Here is a 19175-nt window from a genome sequence, read left to right on the forward strand (position 1 = left end):
GATGGAATTAAACTAAAACCGCCCATACCGGCATGATTAACAAGCGCAGAACGGTGTGGTATTGAAGAGCGCATTGCATCGAACCCAAGAGTCCGTCGCTTGACGTTGGGAGTGCGCGATGTCGAGTTCTGTGAGCCTGTTCAACCGGGTGACGCGGCGACTTGTCAATCGGCGCCCCCGTCGAGGGAGCAGAGACAGCGAGCCCTCCTCTCCCCCTGCGCAGATTATCTTTGAAACGCTCGAACCGCGGCTGCTGCTGGCGGCAGATCCCCTCGGCATTACCGCCGGCTACGCCTTCGACGAAGTTTCCGGCACCGCAGCGGCGGATGCATCGGGCCACGGCATTACGGGTACGCTCACCAACGGTCCGACTTTCACGGCGGGCAAGTACGGAAACGCCGTGGCGCTCGATGGCGCGAATGATTTCGTGAATCTCGGCAACCCGGCTGCGCTGCAATTCACCGGCAGCATGAGCGTCAGCGCCTGGGTCTATGTCAGCTCGTTTCCCTCCGATGACGCGGCGGTCGTATCAAAGCGCACCTCCGGCGAATCCGGATACCAGCTCGATCTCACCAAGGATACCGGCCCTCGCACCATCGGCTTCAAGCTCACGACCAACTCCGGCAGTGCGATGTTTCGCTACGGCGCGACGACGCTCCAGCCCAACACCTGGTATCATATCGCCGGCGTCTACAACGCCACCAACCAGACGCTGGATGTCTATCTCAACGGCAACCTCGACAACGGCCAGTTGAACGGCACCGTCAGCAATTCCCAGCAGAACTCGACAGCGAACGTGACCATTGGCCGTCGCTCCGGCAGTACCGGCTTCGAGTTCCCCGGACGGATAGACGATGTCCGCATCGCCGATCATGCGCTCACGCAGGCGCAGATCCAGACCGATATGACGACCCCGCTGGGGGGGACCACCCCGCCACCACCGGATACGGCCCCGCCGACCGTAGCGCTCACGCCGCCGGCATCGATCCTCTCGCAGACGGTCAACCTTGCAGCCACGGCCTCCGACAATGTCGGCGTGGTCGGCGTGAAGTTCTTGCTTGATGCTAACGCTACTATCGGATCCGAGGATACCACGTCGCCTTATGGCGTTTCCTGGAATACGACGACAGTATCGAACGGCCCCCACACGATTGCGGCCCAGGCGCGCGACGCTGCCGGCAACATCACCACATCGACTGCGGCTACGGTTACCGTCGACAATCAGGCGCCGATCGGCACCGTCGTCATCAACGGAGGGGCGGCCGCGACCAACACCACGACCATCACGCTTGCGCTGACCGCAACCGATGCGGTCACCTCGGTCACGCAAATGCGGTTCTCCAACAACGGCACCTCATTTTCGACCGCTGAGGCGTTCGCATCCTCCAAGAGATGGACGCTCTCCAGTGGAGCCGGCACCAAGACCGTCTATGTCCAGTTCAATGATGCCGCGGGCAACTGGTCGACAGCCGTCACCGATACGATCACCCTCGATACGACTGCCCCAACGATTTCGGCACGAACTGCCACCAACATCACCGGCAATTCGGCGCAAATCACCTGGACGACCAACGAAGCAGCGACGTCACGCGTTGAATACGGACTCACGGCGAGTTACGGCACGACGACGACGCTTGACCCGACCTTGGTGACTGCGCACAGCGTCGCGCTCGCCGGTCTGGCCTCCAACACCACTTATAATTATCGCGTCCGCTCTATCGACGCCGCCGGCAACGAAGCGATCAGCGTGAACAGCACATTCAAGACCACCGCTGCGGCAGATACGACGCCGCCCTCCACCCCGACTGGCCTCGCTGCCACGGCCATTTCGCCGACGCAGATCAACCTCTCGTGGAATGCTTCGACGGACAATGTAGCGGTCACGGGCTATCAGGTCTTCCGCAACAACACGCAGGTTGGAACCTCGGCGACAACCACGTTCAACGACACCAGCTTAGCGTCCGGAACCACGTATAGCTACACTGTGCGCGCAGTGGATGCGGCCGCGAATCTTTCGGCTCAATCGACACCTGCGAGCGCTACCACGCTCACACCCGACACGATTGCCCCTTCAGCGACCATCACCGCGCCGACCGGAACCGCGCCGCTCTCCGGCATGGTGACGATTAGTGCCAATGCAACCGACAACATCGGCGTCGGCGGCGTGACCTTCCTGGTCGACAATGTCGCGATCGGCGGAGGCGAGGACAAGACGGCTCCGTATAGCGTCAGTTGGGACACAAGCACCGTTCCCAACGGTGTCCACACGATCACCGCGCGCGCGCGCGACACCTCCAACAACACCGCGGATTCTGCACCTGTCACGGTGACAGTATCCAATGCGCAAATTGTCGGCTTGGCCGCGGCCTACTCTTTCGATGAGGGAGTTGGCGCGACTGCCAGTGATTCCTCTGGCCAGGGAAATACAGCGACGCTGGTCAATGGCGTTGCCTGGGTGGCGGGCCAGCATGGCAAGGCCGCGAGCTTCGACGGCGTGAACGACTACATTACGATCCCGAATTCAACCTCGACCAATATTTCCGGCAATGCACTGACATTGTCGATGTGGATCAATCCCCAGCCACTGGCGAGCGGCGATTCGGTTGTTATCGGGAAATTCTGGAATACGACGATGTCCTCGCCCTACTATCAGTATGGCCTGGAACTCGGCGGCGGCAACAAGACCGACTTCTACATCGGGACAAGCAGCGGGCCGCGTGTCGCCACGGCGGGTACCACGCTGCCGTTCAACCAGTGGACCCATCTGGCCATCACCTTCGATGGCGCGCAGGTGCGAACCTATGTCAACGGCGCTCTCGTCAACACGCAGGCGCTCTCGGCATCGATTACGGCGCGCGGCAACGCCATGAATATCGGAGCGGATGCCTCGGGCAAACAATTCCAGAAGGGATTGCTGGATGACCTGCGCATCTACAGCCGCGTGCTCACCCAGGCACAGATCCAGTCGGATATGACCATAGCCGTCGGTGGTCCGGCCGCCGGATCGCCACAGGTTTCGATCGACGTCCCGGCCAACGGCGCGCAGGTCAGCGGCATCGTCAATGTAACGGCCACCGCAACCGACGACACCGGCGTCGCCAACGTCCAGTTCTATATCGACGGAGTCGTAGCAGGCGCCCCTGACGCCAGCGCCCCCTATGCGCTGGCCTGGGATACGCGAACCGTGAACAATGGCTCGCACACGATCACCGCGCTTGCGACCGATATCGACGGCCACACGGCAGTGTCGGCACCAATCGCTGTGAATGTGGCAAATGCCAGCAATTTCCAGAATGAAATTCTCGCCACCGGATTCGATCTCCCGACCGCGATCAAATTCCTTCCCGACGGGCGCATGCTGCTGGTGGAACTGGCCGGCACGATCAAGGTCTTGCCGGCGCCCTATACGACGCCTGATCCGACGCCGTTCCTGAAGCTTAGCAATATCGGCTCGGCCGGTGTTCAGCAGGGCATCTACGACGTCGCACTCGATCCCAACTTCAGCACCAACCACTATTATTACATCTTCTACACGCTGGGCTCGCCGAACGTCGATCGTTTCTCGCGGTTTACCGCAAATGCGACATTGACGGGGACCGTCGCCGGCAGCGAATTCGTCATCTACCAGGATTCGGAGATCGCCAATGCCGAACACCATGGCGGCGCGATCAACTTCAGCAATGACGGGAAGATCCTGATCACCACCGGCGAGCATTTCAACGCCGGCGAGGCGCAGGATCTCACCAAACCGCGCGGCAAGATCCTGCGCTTCAACATGGATGGCACCGTCCCGACCGACAATCCCTTCTATGACGGTGCGGGCCCCAACTTCGATGCGATATGGGCGCTCGGACTGCGCAATCCCTTCCGCGCCTATTACGACGCGCCGACCGGGCGCCTGATCATCGGCGACGTCGGCGGAAACACCTATTCCACGGCGATCGAAGAGATCGATATCGGCGCCAGGGGGGCCAATTACGGGTGGCCCAACGTCGAAACACCCAACGGCAATCCCGCCTACACCGCGCCGGCCTATTACTATCCGCATAATGGACGGGACGCCGCTGTCGTTGCGGGGTTCGTCTATCATGGCACGCAATTCCCCAGCGAGTACCAGGGCAGCTTCTTCTTTGCCGACTACACGCAAAATTGGATCAAGCGCCTGACATTCGACGCCAACGGCAAGGTTACCGGCGTCATCAACTTCGAGCCGCAGGATGGATCCGTCGATGGCCCCTATGGCGACATCGTCTATCTGACGGAGGGGCCCGAGGGGGCTCTCTACTATCTCGATCTCGGCTATTCCGATATCAGCGGCACATTCGGCGTGAGCAAGATCCGGCGCATCTCGTTCATCGATTCGAACCTGCCGCCGGTCGCGAGCGCTTCCGCATCGCCCGCGCAGGGGCCGACGCCTCTCGCCGTTAATTTCTCCAGCGCCGGCTCCTCCGATCCGGAGGGACAGCCCTTATCCTATTCCTGGAATTTCGGCGACGGCACGACATCGACCGAGGCCAACCCGTCGCATATCTATACGGTTGCCGGCCCGTATCAGGCCCGCCTCACGGTTTCCGACGGGACCAATGCGACACTCTCGACGCCGATCGCGATCACCGTGGGCACCCGTCCTGTCGCGACCATAACCTCGCCGACCGATGGCGCGGTCTTCAGGGCAGGCGATGTCATTTCCTTCAGCGGGACCGCGACCGATGCCGAAGACGGCACACTGCCTGCCAGCGCCTACACCTGGAACATCGATTTCCTGCATGAGGGACATGTGCATCCGGGCATCCCGATCACCGGCGTGACCGGCGGAACCTTTACGATCCCGACCTCCGGGCATGACTTCAGCGGCTTCACGCGCTACCGGATCATGCTCACGGTCACGGACTCCAGCGGGCTGCAATCGAGCCAGGCTGTCACGATCTTCCCTGACAAGGTCAATCTCAACTTCGCGACCGCGCCCGCCGGCGTCACGCTCTATCTCGACGGCATCGCGCACGCCACCCCGTTCACATACGACACGCTCATCGGCTTTCATCATGAGATCGAAGCGCGCAACGCGACGGTCGGGTCGACCACTTACAACTTCGTCTCATGGTCCGATGGCGGCGCGCAGGACCACATCCTCGTCGTGCCGGCCGGCGGCGCCACCTATACGGCGACCTACAACGCGGTCACCACATCCGCGCCACTTGCATTCGTGCAAGCCAATGCGGCCACGCCGCAAACCAACCAGACGCAGGTCCCGGTCACCTACGCCGCTGCGCAAGTGGCCGGGAATACCAATATTCTCGTCATCGGCTGGAACAACACGACATCCAACATTGCGTCCGTCACCGATTCTGCGGGCAACGTCTATGAACTCGCTGTCCCGACCGCGCGCGGAAGCGGCGTCAGTCAGGCCATCTATTACGCGAAGAACATCAAGGCCGCCGCCGCGGGGACCAACACGGTGACGGTGACATTCAATGCTCCCACGCAGTTCGTCGATCTCCGCGCTCTCGAATACAGCGGCCTTGATCCCGTCAACCCGTTCGACGCCGGCGCCTCGGCATCGGGCACCGGCAGTTCGGCAAACAGCGGCACGGTCAGCACGACGACAGCACGAGAACTCATCTTTGGCGCAGGAACGACGGCGGGAGGATTCTCCGCAGCCGGCAGCGGCTTCAGCACGCGTATCATCACGTCACCGGATCTCGACATTGCCGAAGACAGGTTCGTCACGACGACCGGAAGCTATGGCGCCACCGCATCGCTCTCAGGATCAGCAGCCTGGGTCATGCAAGTCGCGACGTTCAAGGCCGCGGGTTAGTTCGGCCGCATCGAATGGCGAGCTTGGCGAGATTCCGGACCTGCTGCGGCGGATGCTCGCGGCGGGTCACCACGTGGTCCGCACCAGTCGACGATCGCATCGATGTTGCGCCATCGCGCGGGCCGGCCGATCGCGGATCTGATTCCGCGCTGAGCCGAACGTCACCGCCAGGCGAGGGGCTGGTGGTCTTCACTATCGGAGCAGTGCGATTGGCTTCGGCATGGCATGGATGCTGGTCACGCTGCCGACCGGCGTTTTTGATCCGCCGCCGGAGCAACCCTCAACGCCGGGGCTCTATATCGTCGGTCTTGTCTTCGCCGCTTTGGTATCGGTTGCAATTGCGGTGATCGGGGAGCACCGTGGCTCTTGAATCACTGCAGTTAAATGACCCAGAGAGCCGCGGCAATATTAAGACGAATCTCGACTAATGATTGATATAATGTCAGCGATTACGTTGTTTTCCTATTCAAAAACGATCTCAAACGATGATTTTCTCTCAAAAATCAGGTCATATGGTTGGCACTCGATCGAACGCTCCGATCTCCGTTCCTATATCTTGGATGCGTGAATTGACCGCCAAGACGATGATGTGCTGTTTCTCTACGTCAATTCGAGAGTCGACAACTGCGGGAACGTTCGCGACGATATTCTGAGCGTCCTGCCGCTCATTCAAGATCGCTTCTCCGATTAATGTTACTTTAATCGGGGACTTGTTGGACGCGAAGGCGAACTGTATGCTTGAAATTGGGAAGAAAAAGACTTGTACGATTTTTCATCGTTCATGGCGTTGGCCTGTTGCGCGATCGTGACGAAATCAATTCGTCCGGCTAGGACAGTATCGCTGCACCGGATCGTCGCTTCGGGAGCGCTCCACTATGTCGACAGCCCGACCGGTGTCACCTGAGAGGCGCTTAACTGTCGCGAACGGCGATCCAAGCAGTGCGAACGAAGGTGCAGGCGGTCCAGCGAAACCCGTACCACTGTGCGTCGATCTCGACGGCACGCTCGTCAGGACCGACACATTGTTGGAGACGGCCCTCTCGTTGGGGGTGAAAGACCTTGCAACGGTCGTGCTGGGACAACTCGCAAAACCTAGCCGGGCCGGGCTCAAGCGCGACATTGCCATGCGGGCGGATTTTGCGCCGGAGCACCTCCCCTATAACTCCGATCTGCTGGACTATCTGGTCGAGGCCAAGAAATCGGAGCGAAAGATCGTCCTGGTTACCGCTGCGGACGATCGCATCGCCAGGGCCGTCGCCGACCATCTCGGTATATTCGACGAGGTCATCGCATCCGACGGCGTCCGCAATCTGAAGGGCGCCGAGAAGGCACGTGAGCTTGTTCGGCGATACCGTCGCAAGGGTTTCGACTACGCCGCAAACAGCCGGTCTGATCTCGCCGTTTGGCGTGAAGCCGACCAAGCCATCCTGGTCGATGCACCAAGGTCGGTTGCCAGAACGCTGACCAGCGAGGGCCGCGTGCCGACCGTGTTCGAGCCCTCCCCTCCCTCGCGACTAAACGCTGTAGTACGTGCTTTGCGCCCCCACCAGTGGGTGAAAAACCTGCTCGTTTTCGTACCACTCCTGACGTCCCACGATCTTGGCAACTGGCAGAGCGTATCCGGTGCCCTGCTGGTATTTGCGGCCCTGTGTGCGACGGCCTCCGCGATCTACATCGTCAATGACATCCTCGATCTCCGAGCGGACAGGAAGCACCCGCGCAAGCGTCTGCGGCCCTTTGCGAGCGGCAGCCTGCCGCTCCCCTTCGGCTTCGCGCTGTCCCTGCTGCTGCTGGCAACCGGCTTTACGCTGGCGACATGGGCCAACTGCGCCATGATCCTGTCCGCTTATGCGGTTGTCTCATTGAGCTATTCGCTCTCCTTCAAGCGATACCCGTTGGTCGATGTCTTCATCCTCGCCGCACTCTATACGGTGCGGGTCCTCGCCGGAGGCATTGCCTCCGGTCACCACGTAACTCTCTGGTTACTGGCATTTTCCGGGTTCGCGTTTCTGAGCCTCGCGCTGGTCAAGCGGTGCGCCGAGATTCCCACCCAGGCCATAGCCGATCAAATCCGCCAGAAGGTGGGAGGCCGCGGCTACTATCCATCGGATCGATCGCTACTCATGATGTTTGGCGTCGGCTCGACGTTCGCATCCGGCGTCGTCCTGGCGCTTTTTGTCGGCAGTGAGGCAGCCCTGGAGCGCTATCGCTCACCCCAGTTGCTTTGGGCTCTCGTTCCATTAATGGTGTTTTGGCAGTGCCGGCTCTGGTTAGCGACCGAGCGCAGCTATATGCACGACGATCCGATCGTCTACTCCGCGCGCGATTGGGTTTCATGGCTGGTCGCAGCCGCGACCGTGGCGGTCGTGCTGGCTGCAGCCTCGGTTCAGCCCGTCGCTCGATAGGGGACAGGGATCGCTATGTCCTCGACCTCGATCGCGCTGCTGCTGGTGAGCGTTACGCTGTCCGCGGTTGCACAAGTGGCATTCAAGTTCGGCGTCTCCTCGGAGCCGGCCTCCGCCGCCCGCATGCTCCTGGGTCCTCTAGCGATCATCGCCACGCCGGGCGTGGCAATCGGGCTGGCGCTCTACGGCGTGGGCACGATCCTCTGGCTTCGGGCGCTTGCGGGGATCGATCTCTCCCAGGCTTACCCGTTCGTCGGTGTCGGGTTTGCGCTGACGACCTTTGCCGGCTGGTGGCTGTTCGCAGATCAGATTACCTATCAGCGGTTGGGTGGCATCGTGCTGATCGTCTTCGGCATCGTGATGGTCGCGCGAAGCTGACGCAGCGCTGGTTGTATCGTGCGAAGAGTCTCGGGGGATGGGCTTTCGATGCTGAACCGTCACGATCGGCCGATGCGGCGGCTTGCCTCAACCGTCCTCCAAGACCGGCGCACACTGCTAGCGATCTTTGCAACGGCTTTGATCCTGCGGGCGCTGTGCGCCATATTTTTCAGCGGCGAGATCGACGGAGAGGGCGCCGAATACGCCCGGATCGCCGAAAACATACGAGACGGCATGGGCTACAAGGGGATTGCGACGGCGGGTGACCAGCTCTTCTTCCCACCCCTCTTTTCTCTCCTCATTGCCGGCATCTCGATGCTTGGATTCACCGCGGAAGCGGCCGGGCGCCTCGTCAACATCCTCTCTGGGGCTCTACTCGTGCTGCCGGTGTTCGGCATCGCGAAGCGGATGTTCGGCCGGGCTATCGGGCTCGGCGCGGCTGCGATCGTCGCCCTGCATCCGTTCCTCGTCACGTTCTCGACAACGGTCTACTGCGAGCCCCTGTTTCTGGCGCTTATTCTCGCCGCCGTCTTGACGGGGATGCTGGCGGCGGATCGCTCCGACCTGCGTCCTGCCGCTGCGGCGGGATTGCTCTATGGTTTGGCGTATCTCGTGCGGCCCGAAGCGATGATTTTCATGTTGGTCGGGCTCGCATTCCTCATCCTTCAGCGCGGCATGACCCACCGCTTGCCCTTCGTGCGGACTGTATTGCGAGATGTCCCGCGCGCAGCGTTGATGGTCGGCTGCTTTGCATTATTCATTCTACCGTATGTCACCTGGCTTTCGCGGCAGACCGGAGAATTGACGCTGCAGACCAAGAGCATACTCAACATGGCGACGGAACTCCGCATGCGGTCCGGAATGTCGACATATGAGGCTAGCTTCGCGGTCAATCCGGAGATGAAAGCCGAAGGCACTTATAACCAGCCCAACATAGACGTCATCAAGAATGGCCGCCCCGATTTCAGGCAATATCTCAAGATCGTCCCGAAGAAGACGATCGATGTACTAAGGAGCGCGGCCGCTTTCACCGGCGGCGCTGTAGAGTTCGGTTCACCGGCACTGTTCGGTCTTGCGATGCTAGGTCTGGTTGGACGGCCGTGGGGCCCCCGTCAGTTCGTGGATGAGGTGCATCTCATCGCGCTCCTCGCGCTCACTTCGTTTGCTCTCTTCTTCATCTACTACACGTCTCACCCTCGGTTCTTCGTGTTTTTTCTCGCCGTTTCCTGCATCTGGGCGAGCGCCGGCCTGTGGCACTTCGCCGAATGGGCGCGCCTGACATTGTCGCCGCACCTGCGATCCGAGCGATGGCTGGCATGCGTGGCACCCGCCAGCATCGCCCTCGGGCTCGCGGCCATGATGCTGCCTGCGGCGCTGTTCGCGCTCAAGGAACTGACCTCGATGCACGGGCTCCGACCGGTCAAGGCCCTTGCCATGAGCTTGGCAAGCAAATCCGAACCGATCACCATTGCCGATACGATGACCCCATTCGCGTTCCACGCGAAGGCAGACTTTGTCTGGCTTCCCCATAGCGATGAGGCGACCGCGCTCAGGTATCTCGCGCTGAAGGGGGTGACGCACGTGATCGCGCGCAGCGACGGACTGGATGAGGTGCCATACCTGAGGTCATGGTCGCGCAACGGCGTGCCTGATGGTGAACTGGTAGCGCAGGTCCCCTACTCCAACGGGAAACTCGTTCAGCTTTTTCGGCTGCAGCGACCTGACTGATGTGGCGCCCCCTTTGGGCAATCCAATGATCCGCTGAGATCCGACTTTGTAGCGGTCCCAGCTTGAACGGAGAACAGCAAAACCCGGAGTCTGCCGCACATCGAAGTGGCCAGGCAAGGCGAAGGCCCTACTCCTTTATTCATCAACCCTATCTGCCCGAGCAATAAACGCCGCGCGGGACCTCAGGCACCGAGGAGCAATTTCAACGTTAGCACTTCGACTTTGCGGCATGAACCGCTATCATCCGGTGTATTTCACCGGTCAACTCATTGTTGATCTCGACGAGGCGATGGATCTCGTTTTTAGAAGCGCCTCGGCATCCTTATATGTCTGCAGCGCATGCTTATCCGACACTGCAGCCAACACTCCAGCCGAAATCGACAATCGCCGCCCGCTTGCCGATCGTCGCGAGATTGCCGGCATTCCTGTAGGCGAATGGCGGCAGGGCCGGCTTGCCCTGTAGCCGCGCCTTGATGAGCGCGGCGACGTCGAGCCCCCCCTGCTTGGCGGCCGGCGCCACGCCAGGCACCGGCTTGCCGTCCGCACTCGCCACCAAGCGGTGTCGCCAATAACTGTCCGGGGGCTGTGAGATCGGGTTCGACGCAGACGCGCCCCGCCCGATCGGACGGTGCCTCCACCCATTCCGCCGCGGGCGAAGCCGCCACGCCCGCCGCCCACAGCGTCGTCCGTGCCGGCAGGAAATCTCCTCCGAGCATGCCGTCCGCGCGACATTCGGAAACTGGCTGCCCCAGCCTGACCTCGACGCCCAGACGATTCAGCGCCCGCTCGCCATAAGCCGAGAGATCGTCGGTGAAACCGGCGAGGATACACGGGCAGGCTTCGACCAGGATGACACGGCCGCTGTGCGCATCGAAATTGCGGAAATCGCCGCGCAGCGTGTTACGCGCGAGCTCGGCGATGATACCGGCGAGCTCGACGCCGGTTGGCTCTCCGCCCCGATGATCACGAAGGTCGGCCATTGCGCCCGCCGCTCCGGGTCCGCCTCCCACTTCGCCTGCTCGAAGGCCGAGAGGATGCGTCGCCGGATGCGCATCGCATCCTCCAATGTCTTAACGCCCGGCGCATGGGGCTCCCGCTCGTCATGGCCGAAATAGGCGTTGCGGGCGCCGGTCGCGGGGATCAGCGTGTCGAAGGAGATTGGCCGCTCGCCCCCCAGCAGCATCTGCTTGTGCGCCCGGTCGACGCCGGTGGCCGTGCCGAGCAGCGTGGTCACATTCTTTTAGCCGCGTAGTGGGACGCGGATCGGCCAGGCCATCTCGGAGGTCGGCAGCGAAGCCGCCGCGATCTGGTAGAGCAAGGGCTGGAACAGGTGATGGTTGCGCTGGTCGATCATCGTGATCCTGACCAGCGCGCTGGCGAGATTGCGCGCGGCCTCGAGACCACACCGAAGCCGGCGCCGACGATGACGACGTGATGGTCGTCCGTGGGCGTCATGGGTTCGGCTGGATCAGCGCGACGGCGGCCTCGGATGTGAGCACGCGGAAGGTGAAGCTCTCCTGCAGGTAGAGTTCGACCGTCTTGGCATCGTGGCCGAGATAGCCGATCGCGATATCCTGGCCGAGATCGAGCTCGAATCGCCGCCGCGCGTGGTTACGAGAAAGCCGCCTTCGATCGCCGGCGCCCAGATCACCCCCCCACCGACGATGCGCTCGAGATGGTGGAAGATCGGGTACCCCTCCTCGTTGCCCCCGCTCGCCGCGCGATAGGCCTCGCCGCCCAGCACCAGCGCATAGGGGCCGTTGCAGCCGGCGAGCTTGAGGTCGTTCAGCGCCCTGGCGACCGCCTCGGGATAATCGTCGAGAGCGGCCGGCAGGGGCACCGCGGCGTGGCTGCTGCCCTTGCGGATGCCCGTGATCCCGGCTGCGGCATAGCCTTCGAAGACGGCGCGGTCTTCGGCGAAGGTGATCGTCTTCGCGGCATCCTTGACCGGCTGCCAGTCCGAATCGTCGGAGCCGCGCTCGACATCGTCGATCGCATCCCGCGTCAGCGTGAACGGCACGCGCAACTCGACCAGCGGCTGAGCCTCGCGCAGAAGCGAGCGGATGCCCGCACCCGGCGCCTCGATCGCGCGGGTGTGCCCCGTCCCGGCGGCTGCATAGGCCGTGCCCTTCGGGCCGTCGACATCGACGACGCGGCGCGCCGCGAGATAACGCTTCAAGGTGCGCGACGCCTCCTCCTCGATCTCAGCCCAGGCGGCGTCCGAGATGGGAGCGAGCTCCCGGTGCAGATTATTCATGGCCTGCCTCTTCCTTCAGGGAACCGATGCCAAGCGAGCCGTCGCCGGGAAGTTTGGGTGGAGATACGGCCGCAGACGGCCCGGACGACACGGGGGCCGGTGCCGGCTCGGCCTTCTCCGGCGTGACGCCGTCCAGGAAGGTCGCGGTCGGCACGAAGAAGAGCGAGCCGGTGACGGCGCGGCTGAAATCCAGCAGGCGGTCGTAATTGCCCGGCGGCGCGCCCACGAACATGTTCTCCAGCATGCGCTCGATCCGCAGCGGCGTGCGCGCATAGCCGATGAAATAGGTCCCCGCCTCGCCCGTTCCGGCCTGGCCGAAAGGCATGTTGTCGCGGAGGATGTCGACCGGCTCGCCATCCTCGGTGATGCTGGTCAGGACGTTGTGGGCATAGGGCTTCTTCAGCGCCTCCGGCTGCTCGATATCCGAGAGCTTGTGGCGACCGACGATGTTCTCCTGCTCCTCGACAGGCACCTTCTCCCAGCCGGCGAGGTCATGCAGGTATTTCTGGACGATGACATAGCTGCCGCCAGTGAAGCCCGCATCCTCGTCGCCGATCAGCGTGGCCGCGGCAGCATCCGGCCCGCTCGGGTTTTCCGTGCCGTCGACGAAGCCGATCAGGTCGCGATCGTCGAAATAGTTGAAGCCGTGGACCTCGTCGACGGCCGTGACCGCGCCGTCGAGCCGGATCATGATCTGCCGGGCCAATTCGAAGCATAGGTCCATCCGCCTGGTCGAGCGGATATGGAACAGGATGTCGCCCGGCGTCGAGACCGCGTGGTGCACGCCGCGAATCTCCTTGAACGGATGTAGCTCCCTCGGCCGCGGCCCGTCGAAAAGCCGGTCCCAGGCCTGCGAGCCGATCCCCATGACGCAGGACAGGTTGCCCTGGAGATCGCGGAAACCGACCGCTCGCAGCAGCCCGGACAAATCGGCGCAGAGGCCGCGCACGGCGACCTCCGCCTCGCTACCCGGATTGATCGTCACGACCAGGAAGATCGCCGAGCGCGTCAGCGTCGCAAATACCGGTTGCGACACCACTGTGGGAAGACCTGTGTCCATGGACGACCGTTCGATAGGCTGGAGGCGGGCGCGTCCCGGTCGTCCGGGCCGGGGTAGTTATGAAGCAGAGACTGTCCAAGCCTGCGGCAAATCTCAATCCATGTCGCGGAAAGCATGGCCGGCGCCGGCGACGCCTTCGATCACGCTTGGCGGCAACAGGTCGGCGGCAGCAGTCCCGTCGAAAAGCCATTCCTTCGGGTCGGCAAAGTCCGGCAGCTTCGCGCCGCTGGCAACGTAGAACCCGATCGCAGGTTTCTTGGCGTTGAGGTAGAGATCGCATTGCTGCATCGGAGCTATCCATTTCCCGAACAAGACGACCGCGATCACCCGCGCGCGAGGATCGCGGCCGGAAGCGTCAGAGGTTCACTGGCTTGCCGGAGGGCTCTTCCTCCAGCGTCACGGCGATGTCCGCATTGGCGGACAAGCGCACATTGTTGCCTTCGACGCCCGCGACGAAGCCCAGCTCGATATAGTGATGATGGCCTTCATGCCGCCCATAAGAATCGCTCTTCTTGAGCTTGATGCGCTCGCCCTCGACGCGGTCGACCGAACCGACATGAACACCGTCGGCCCCGATGACCTCCATGCCTTCCTTGATCCTGTCCTTCATCGCCTTCCTCCTGGGTTGAAACCTGTCCATCGTCGAGTCCCGTGCCGAGCGATCGGGGCCCGCCCGCCACAGCGGGTCGGAGCGATAACCGCCGGGCGCTCAGGCCAGTTCCAGATCGTCCTCGTCGACCGTGACGCGCCAGCCAGCGATGGGCCGAATTCGGCATCGGCGGCGGGCTCCATGCCAGCCTGGTTTCGATCAACGGACATGCCCGCCCTTCCACTTCATCGCATCCGAGGGCAGCGGCCCGAGCCACACCATCAGGCAGCGCTATCGCCTCGTCGCAAACCCAGCGGAGCGTGGCGCCTAAGACGGCCCCAGGAAGGCCGGCGCCAGATCCTCGTTGACCATGTTCCGGGCCTCCGGATCGGTCTGCTCGCTGCCGACTTCGTTCATCCGCTTCGCCACGTCGAAAAGCAGCGCGCGGACATCGTCCTCGCTCAGCAGGCCCTTCGCGACCAGCTTGCGAACCAGCGCCCGTAGTACGAGAGCGTCGATACTGCCGCGCTCCTGATGGGCTATCAGAGCTTCGTTCATCCCAGACCTCCCCGGCGCCCCAACAAGCGCTGTCCCGCCCCTCACCGCCCCTTGATCTCCTCGCGCAGCTCGCCGAGCACACGCCGCAGCCCGTGAATCTGGTCGACGAGATGCAGGATCACGTCGATGCCCTCGTCATTGGCGCCGAGATCGTCCTTGAGCTGCCGGATCAGATGCGCGCGCGCCAACTCGATCTCGCTGAAGAGCAGCCCCGCTTCGGCCTCCTCCGGGATCAGCCAGCGCTGCTCCAGCCAGAGGTCCAGCACCTGGACCTGGATTCCCGACGAGGAGAGAAATTCCTGCTTGGTCATCCTCATCACGCCCTGCCCTCACGCGGATCATAATCCTTATCCTTCCAGCCCGACACGAAGCTCTCCAGCTCCGGGTCGGGCGATTTCGGCAGGACCACCTTGAGCTGGACGAACTGGTCGCCCTGGCCTCCCTCGCGCCGCGGCACGCCCCTGCCGCGCAACCTGAGCTTCGTGCCAGTGTTCGAGCCCTTGGGCACCGACATCGTCACGTCGCCTGTCGGCGTCGGGACCCGGACCTGTCCCCCGAGGACCGCCTCCGTCAGCGAGATCGGCAGCTCCAGCGTGATGTCGTCGCCGTCCCGGGTGAAGCGGCGATCGGGCCGGACCTCGACCTCGATCAGGGCATCTCCCGGCCCGCCCTTGCCGGAACCGGGAGCGCCCTTGCCCTTGAGGCGCAGCGTCTGGCCGTCGACCAGGCCGGCCGGGATCTTCACATCGATCGTGCCGCCATCCGGCAGCGTCAGTCGCTTGGTCGCGCCGGTGATCGAATCCACCAGGTCGACCGCCAAATGGTAGTGCAGGTCCTGCCCGCGGCGGTTCGCCCGCGCCTGCTGGCTGCGGCGCAGCAGCTCGGCGAAGGCGTCGTCCTGATCCATGAAATCGGAAAAGCCGGCGGCGTCCGCATAGCGGTCGCCCTGGTCCGAGGTCGCGTAGTCCCGGTAGTAGTGGTGCTGCGGCCGCTCGGCGCCGGATTCGTCGATTTCGCCGCCGTCGAAGCGCTTGCGCTTGTCGGCGTCGCTGAGCAGGTCATTGGCGGCCGCAACCTCCTTGAACTTCTCCTCGGCCGCCTTGTCACCGGGATTGAGATCCGGGTGCAGCTTCTTCGCCAGCTTGCGATAGGCGCTCTGGATCTCGGCGGCGGAGGCCGTCGCGGCGACACCCAGAACCTCGTAGGGATTTTTCACGGGCTACTCCGAAAGCCTGTACGACGGCGAAGCTTGCACAGACTGCCACCACTTCGCATGGAATTTGATAGCGGCATGTGTCCCGTCGCAGAAGGGCTTGTTTTGCGAGCGCCCCGCAACCGCCGCAGCCTCCCACCTTCCCGACATTCCGCTCATCAGCGGCCCCGGCGCTCACCGGGGCCTTTTTTTGCCCGAGGCACCGATCGCGGGTGACAGTTTCAACGCTCACGGTGAGGGATCAAAACGCCCCGTCTCGTCTAAGTAATTGAATTATCTAAGTGCACGGTGACAAACTCGGGCTCTCCTGACAACATCTCAAGCCGCAATTCGGCGTCGCAACGAAGCAGCAGCCTGACGCACCGCGCGCAGGGCACTCACCCGTCACGGTGTCGGGAAGAGCTCGCTTGGCCGCGCCCCCCTCTCGAAGCGCCGATAGAGATGGGATCAGAGCAGCCTCGCGATCTGTTGTTGACGCTCCCCCGGTTTTTATCCAGCGTTGAGTGCCTCTGGGCCGTTCCGGATTGGAGAAGCGGCCGGCTTCGGGCGCTGCGCTGATCGTATTCCCGCTGGGCGTGGGATTGGCGGATGCGAACGGCTCTGGACTTTGCCGTATCCGAGCTGCCGGTGAAGGCGCGCTGTGCCAGCAGTACGCCAGCCAACCGGAGCGACGAGCGCCGGTGTGAGATCGCGCTTCGGAGGTGATCGATGAAAGCACCTTTCGACCGTCCGGATATTGAAAAGCTCATCGGCGCCATGACGCTGAAGGAGAAGGTCGGGCAACTCACCATGCTCAGTGGGGAATTGGTTCAGACAGGCCCCGCATCGGCTCCCGTCACCTCCGATGCCATCAAGAACGGCGAGGTCGGCAGCCTTCTGAACCTCGTCGGGCCAGACCGCATCCGGGACGCGCAGCGGCAAGCCGTCGAAGGCTCGCGCCTCAAGATCCCGCTCTTGTTTTCGCTCGACGTTCTCTTCGGGCTGAGGACGATCTTCCCGATCCCTCTCGGCGAGTCGGCCGCCTTCGATCCGGCGCTCTGGGAAGCAACGGCGCGCGTCGCCGCGCAGGAATGCACCGTAGAGGGTATCGACCTGACTTTCGCACCCATGATCGACATCGCCCGCGATCCGCGCTGGGGCCGGACCCTCGAGGGGCCGGGCGAAGATCCTCTCGTCGGCCGGCGGGTCGCGCAGGCGAAGGTACGCGGCTACCAGATGACCGACCTTGCCGCGCCGACGGCGATCGCCGCGACGGCAAAGCACCTGGCCGGTTATGGAGCTGTCCGCGCCGGGCGGGAATACGCCTCCGTCGATATGTCGGAACGGCTGCTGCACGAAGTCTACCTGCCCCCTTTCAAGGCAGCGGTCGAGGCCGGCGTCGCCTGCATCATGCCGGCCTTCATCGACCTCAACGGGACACCGATGTCGATCCACACGCGGCTCCTGCGGCGGCTGGTTCGCGAGCGCTGGGGCTTCGAAGGGGTGATGGTCAGCGATTGGAGCTCGGTTGCCGAGCTGCTGGTGCATGGTGTAGCGGCAGATCTGGCCGAGGCTGCGGCGCTTGCGCTGAACGCCGGCGTCGACATCGACATGATGGGCAAGGGCGCGTATTTCGACGGCCTGCCCGAAGCGCTCGATCGCGGCCTCGTCACCATGACGACGATCGACGAATCCGTACGGCGCGTGCTGCTGCTCAAGCTGCGCCTTGGCCTGTTCGACAATCCCTATCGTCGATGTGGCTCGCCCGAGGCAGTCGCGGCAGTCCGCGTCCAAACCGCCAGACGCGCGCTGGCGCGGGAAGCCGCGCGCAAGTCGATCGTTCTCCTGACTAACCTGGAGAACACGCTGCCGCTCAAGAAAAGCCTCAGGTCGCTGGCGATCATCGGCCCGTTCGGGGATCTCGCGGGAGGAACCTCAGGGCCGGATGCCGTCCAGCGCATCGCCACCTTCGTCGATCAGGTGAAGGCGGCCTTCCCCAAGGCCGCGATCTCGGTCGCGGCCGGCAGCGAAGTCGAACGACTGAGCGCAACCGGTCTGGAAGTCGCTCGGCAGGATGCACGGCGCAGCGAGGTTCTCCTCCTTTGCCTCGGCGAAACCATGGAAATGGCCGGCGAAGCCAGCAGTCGGGACTACCCCGGAATACCCGAGCCCCAGCAGGACCTGGCGCGCGCGCTCCTTGGAACCGGCAAGCCGGTCGTCGTCCTGCTGTTTTCGGGTCGGCCGCTGATCCTGCCGAGTTGGCTGGCGGAGCGGGCAAAGGCCATTCTCGCGGTCTGGCATCCCGGCTGCGAAGCCGCTGGCGCCATCGTGGACGTTTTGAGCGGCTCGCATAACCCTGACGGTCGGCTCTCGATGTCATGGCCGGCCGATGTCGGACAGATTCCGATCTTCTTTGCCGAACGCCCGACAGGCCGACCAAGGCTGGAGAACGAGCATTTTTCCAGCAAGTATCTCGATGTGCCGAATGAGCCCCGCTTCTCGTTCGGCCACGGCCTCTCCTACACCACCTTCCTGCTGACCAATCCGCGCGCGACCAAATGGACGATCGCGCCGGGCGAGAGCACCGAGATCCTAGTCGACATCAAGAATACGGGAGCGATGGCCGGCGAGAGCACGGTGTTCCTCTTCATTCGCGACGTGGTTTCATCGATCACGCGGCCCTCGCTCGAATTGAAGGATTTCACGAAGGTGGCGCTCGCGCCGGGTGAGACGAAGACGGTGCGCTTCATCCTGTCCACCGACCAGCTTTGCTTTCTTGGCCCCGATCTCGAACCGCTTCTCGAGCCCGGCGCCTTCAACATCTATGTCGGGCCCAGCGCCAGCCCGGACCGTCTCCAGATGCTCGCGCTGCGCGTGCGCCCGGCTTCAATCGAAACCGCGCAGAACAGGGCATGAGCGCTCGCTTGGCGCAGACGAGAGCTTGCGGCCGATCCGAGAGTGCGATGCCGCAATGGGACCTGCGCATGGCCCGCGACCGCCGCGGCGCTGGATCGCCCCGCCGGAGGACCGGATTGCCGGTGCCCCGCTTCATCGCCGGCGTCACAAGATCGAGAGCGCATTCGGCCGGACAAAAGGCCGGCGGCGAATTGGGCGGCGTTGCAATCGCTGCGTTCACGCTGCCTTTACAGCATTTTTTGGCGCTCCGCGCCGCTTTCCGGCTCTGCGCCGGAAT

12 protein-coding genes and 2 pseudogenes are annotated in these 19175 nt (G+C 63.1%); 6 read left to right on the plus strand and 8 right to left on the minus strand.

Annotation, left to right across the window (positions count from 1 at the left end):
* The first annotated feature begins 118 nt into the window (after positions 1 to 118).
* The 5 genes from AC1DDA_RS12340 (at position 119) to AC1DDA_RS12360 (ending at position 10326) form a co-directional block, all read left to right on the plus strand.
* Positions 119 to 5815 carry a LamG-like jellyroll fold domain-containing protein gene (locus tag AC1DDA_RS12340; protein ID WP_476795953.1) on the plus strand — a complete coding sequence of 1899 codons (5697 nt, stop codon included), beginning with the start codon at positions 119 to 121 and terminating at the stop codon, positions 5813 to 5815.
* 229 nt (positions 5816 to 6044) lie between these two features.
* Positions 6045 to 6185, plus strand: coding sequence for a hypothetical protein (locus tag AC1DDA_RS12345; RefSeq protein WP_476795954.1), 141 nt, complete (start codon positions 6045 to 6047; stop codon positions 6183 to 6185).
* 505 nt (positions 6186 to 6690) lie between these two features.
* Entirely contained in the window at positions 6691 to 8220 is a 1530-nt protein-coding gene (locus tag AC1DDA_RS12350; protein ID WP_476795955.1) for a UbiA family prenyltransferase, read from the plus strand.
* Between the two features lie 15 nt (positions 8221 to 8235).
* On the plus strand, positions 8236 to 8598 hold the full coding sequence (locus AC1DDA_RS12355; protein WP_476795956.1) for a DMT family transporter: 363 nt from the start codon (positions 8236 to 8238) through the stop codon (positions 8596 to 8598).
* Between the two features lie 48 nt (positions 8599 to 8646).
* Positions 8647 to 10326, plus strand: a complete 1680-nt coding sequence (locus AC1DDA_RS12360) for an ArnT family glycosyltransferase (RefSeq protein WP_476795957.1) — start codon at positions 8647 to 8649, stop codon at positions 10324 to 10326.
* A 370-nt stretch (positions 10327 to 10696) separates the two neighbouring features.
* Here AC1DDA_RS12360 and AC1DDA_RS12365 read toward each other — a convergent pair.
* The 8 genes and pseudogenes from AC1DDA_RS12365 to AC1DDA_RS12400 form a co-directional block, all read right to left on the minus strand.
* Positions 10697 to 11781 (minus strand): annotated as a pseudogene (locus AC1DDA_RS12365) (NAD(P)/FAD-dependent oxidoreductase); the annotation flags it as partial.
* Positions 11778 to 12583, minus strand: a pseudogene (locus tag AC1DDA_RS12370) (family 1 encapsulin nanocompartment shell protein). The pseudogenes AC1DDA_RS12370 and AC1DDA_RS12365, both read right to left, overlap by 4 nt.
* A complete protein-coding gene (locus tag AC1DDA_RS12375) occupies positions 12576 to 13643 on the minus strand; it encodes a Dyp-type peroxidase (RefSeq protein WP_476795958.1) in 1068 nt (355 codons plus the stop codon). The pseudogene AC1DDA_RS12370 and the gene AC1DDA_RS12375 overlap by 8 nt, the downstream one beginning before the upstream one ends.
* 93 nt (positions 13644 to 13736) lie before the next feature.
* Positions 13737 to 13970 (minus strand): hypothetical protein, encoded by a 234-nt coding sequence (locus AC1DDA_RS12380; protein WP_476795959.1) that lies wholly within the window; start codon positions 13968 to 13970, stop codon positions 13737 to 13739.
* Between the two features lie 28 nt (positions 13971 to 13998).
* The gene (locus tag AC1DDA_RS12385) at positions 13999 to 14253 is read right to left on the minus strand and encodes a DUF2171 domain-containing protein (protein WP_441512199.1); all 255 of its coding nucleotides are present in this window, start codon (positions 14251 to 14253) and stop codon (positions 13999 to 14001) included.
* Between the two features lie 306 nt (positions 14254 to 14559).
* Positions 14560 to 14790 (minus strand): hypothetical protein, encoded by a 231-nt coding sequence (locus AC1DDA_RS12390; RefSeq protein ID WP_476795960.1) that lies wholly within the window; start codon positions 14788 to 14790, stop codon positions 14560 to 14562.
* A 41-nt stretch (positions 14791 to 14831) separates the two neighbouring features.
* Complete coding sequence (locus AC1DDA_RS12395; protein WP_476795961.1) at positions 14832 to 15107, minus strand: chaperone modulator CbpM; 276 nt, start codon at positions 15105 to 15107, stop codon at positions 14832 to 14834.
* Positions 15107 to 16006: a DnaJ C-terminal domain-containing protein gene (locus tag AC1DDA_RS12400; RefSeq protein ID WP_476795962.1), complete on the minus strand. Its 900-nt coding sequence runs from the start codon at positions 16004 to 16006 to the stop codon at positions 15107 to 15109. Before AC1DDA_RS12400 ends, AC1DDA_RS12395 begins: the two co-directional genes overlap by 1 nt.
* A gap of 705 nt (positions 16007 to 16711) precedes the next feature.
* Here AC1DDA_RS12400 and AC1DDA_RS12405 point away from each other — a divergent pair.
* Positions 16712 to 18898: a glycoside hydrolase family 3 N-terminal domain-containing protein gene (locus tag AC1DDA_RS12405; RefSeq protein WP_476795963.1), complete on the plus strand. Its 2187-nt coding sequence runs from the start codon at positions 16712 to 16714 to the stop codon at positions 18896 to 18898.
* Positions 18899 to 19175: the final 277 nt, after the last annotated feature.

The organism is Allobosea sp. 10N428 (assembly GCF_056394545.1).

What these genes read in the sequence shown, in the direction of transcription:
- AC1DDA_RS12340 (WP_476795953.1), top strand. Translation starts at nt 119, where the DNA reads ATGTCGAGTTCTGTGAGCCTGTTCAACCGGGTGACGCGGCGACTTGTC.
- AC1DDA_RS12345 (WP_476795954.1), top strand. Translation starts at nt 6,045, where the DNA reads ATGCTGGTCACGCTGCCGACCGGCGTTTTTGATCCGCCGCCGGAGCAA.
- AC1DDA_RS12350 (WP_476795955.1), top strand. Translation starts at nt 6,691, where the DNA reads ATGTCGACAGCCCGACCGGTGTCACCTGAGAGGCGCTTAACTGTCGCG.
- AC1DDA_RS12355 (WP_476795956.1), top strand. Translation starts at nt 8,236, where the DNA reads ATGTCCTCGACCTCGATCGCGCTGCTGCTGGTGAGCGTTACGCTGTCC.
- AC1DDA_RS12360 (WP_476795957.1), top strand. Translation starts at nt 8,647, where the DNA reads ATGCTGAACCGTCACGATCGGCCGATGCGGCGGCTTGCCTCAACCGTC.
- AC1DDA_RS12375 (WP_476795958.1), bottom strand. Translation starts at nt 13,643, where the DNA reads ATGGACACAGGTCTTCCCACAGTGGTGTCGCAACCGGTATTTGCGACG.
- AC1DDA_RS12385 (WP_441512199.1), bottom strand. Translation starts at nt 14,253, where the DNA reads ATGAAGGACAGGATCAAGGAAGGCATGGAGGTCATCGGGGCCGACGGT.
- AC1DDA_RS12390 (WP_476795960.1), bottom strand. Translation starts at nt 14,790, where the DNA reads ATGAACGAAGCTCTGATAGCCCATCAGGAGCGCGGCAGTATCGACGCT.
- AC1DDA_RS12395 (WP_476795961.1), bottom strand. Translation starts at nt 15,107, where the DNA reads ATGAGGATGACCAAGCAGGAATTTCTCTCCTCGTCGGGAATCCAGGTC.
- AC1DDA_RS12405 (WP_476795963.1), top strand. Translation starts at nt 16,712, where the DNA reads ATGAAAGCACCTTTCGACCGTCCGGATATTGAAAAGCTCATCGGCGCC.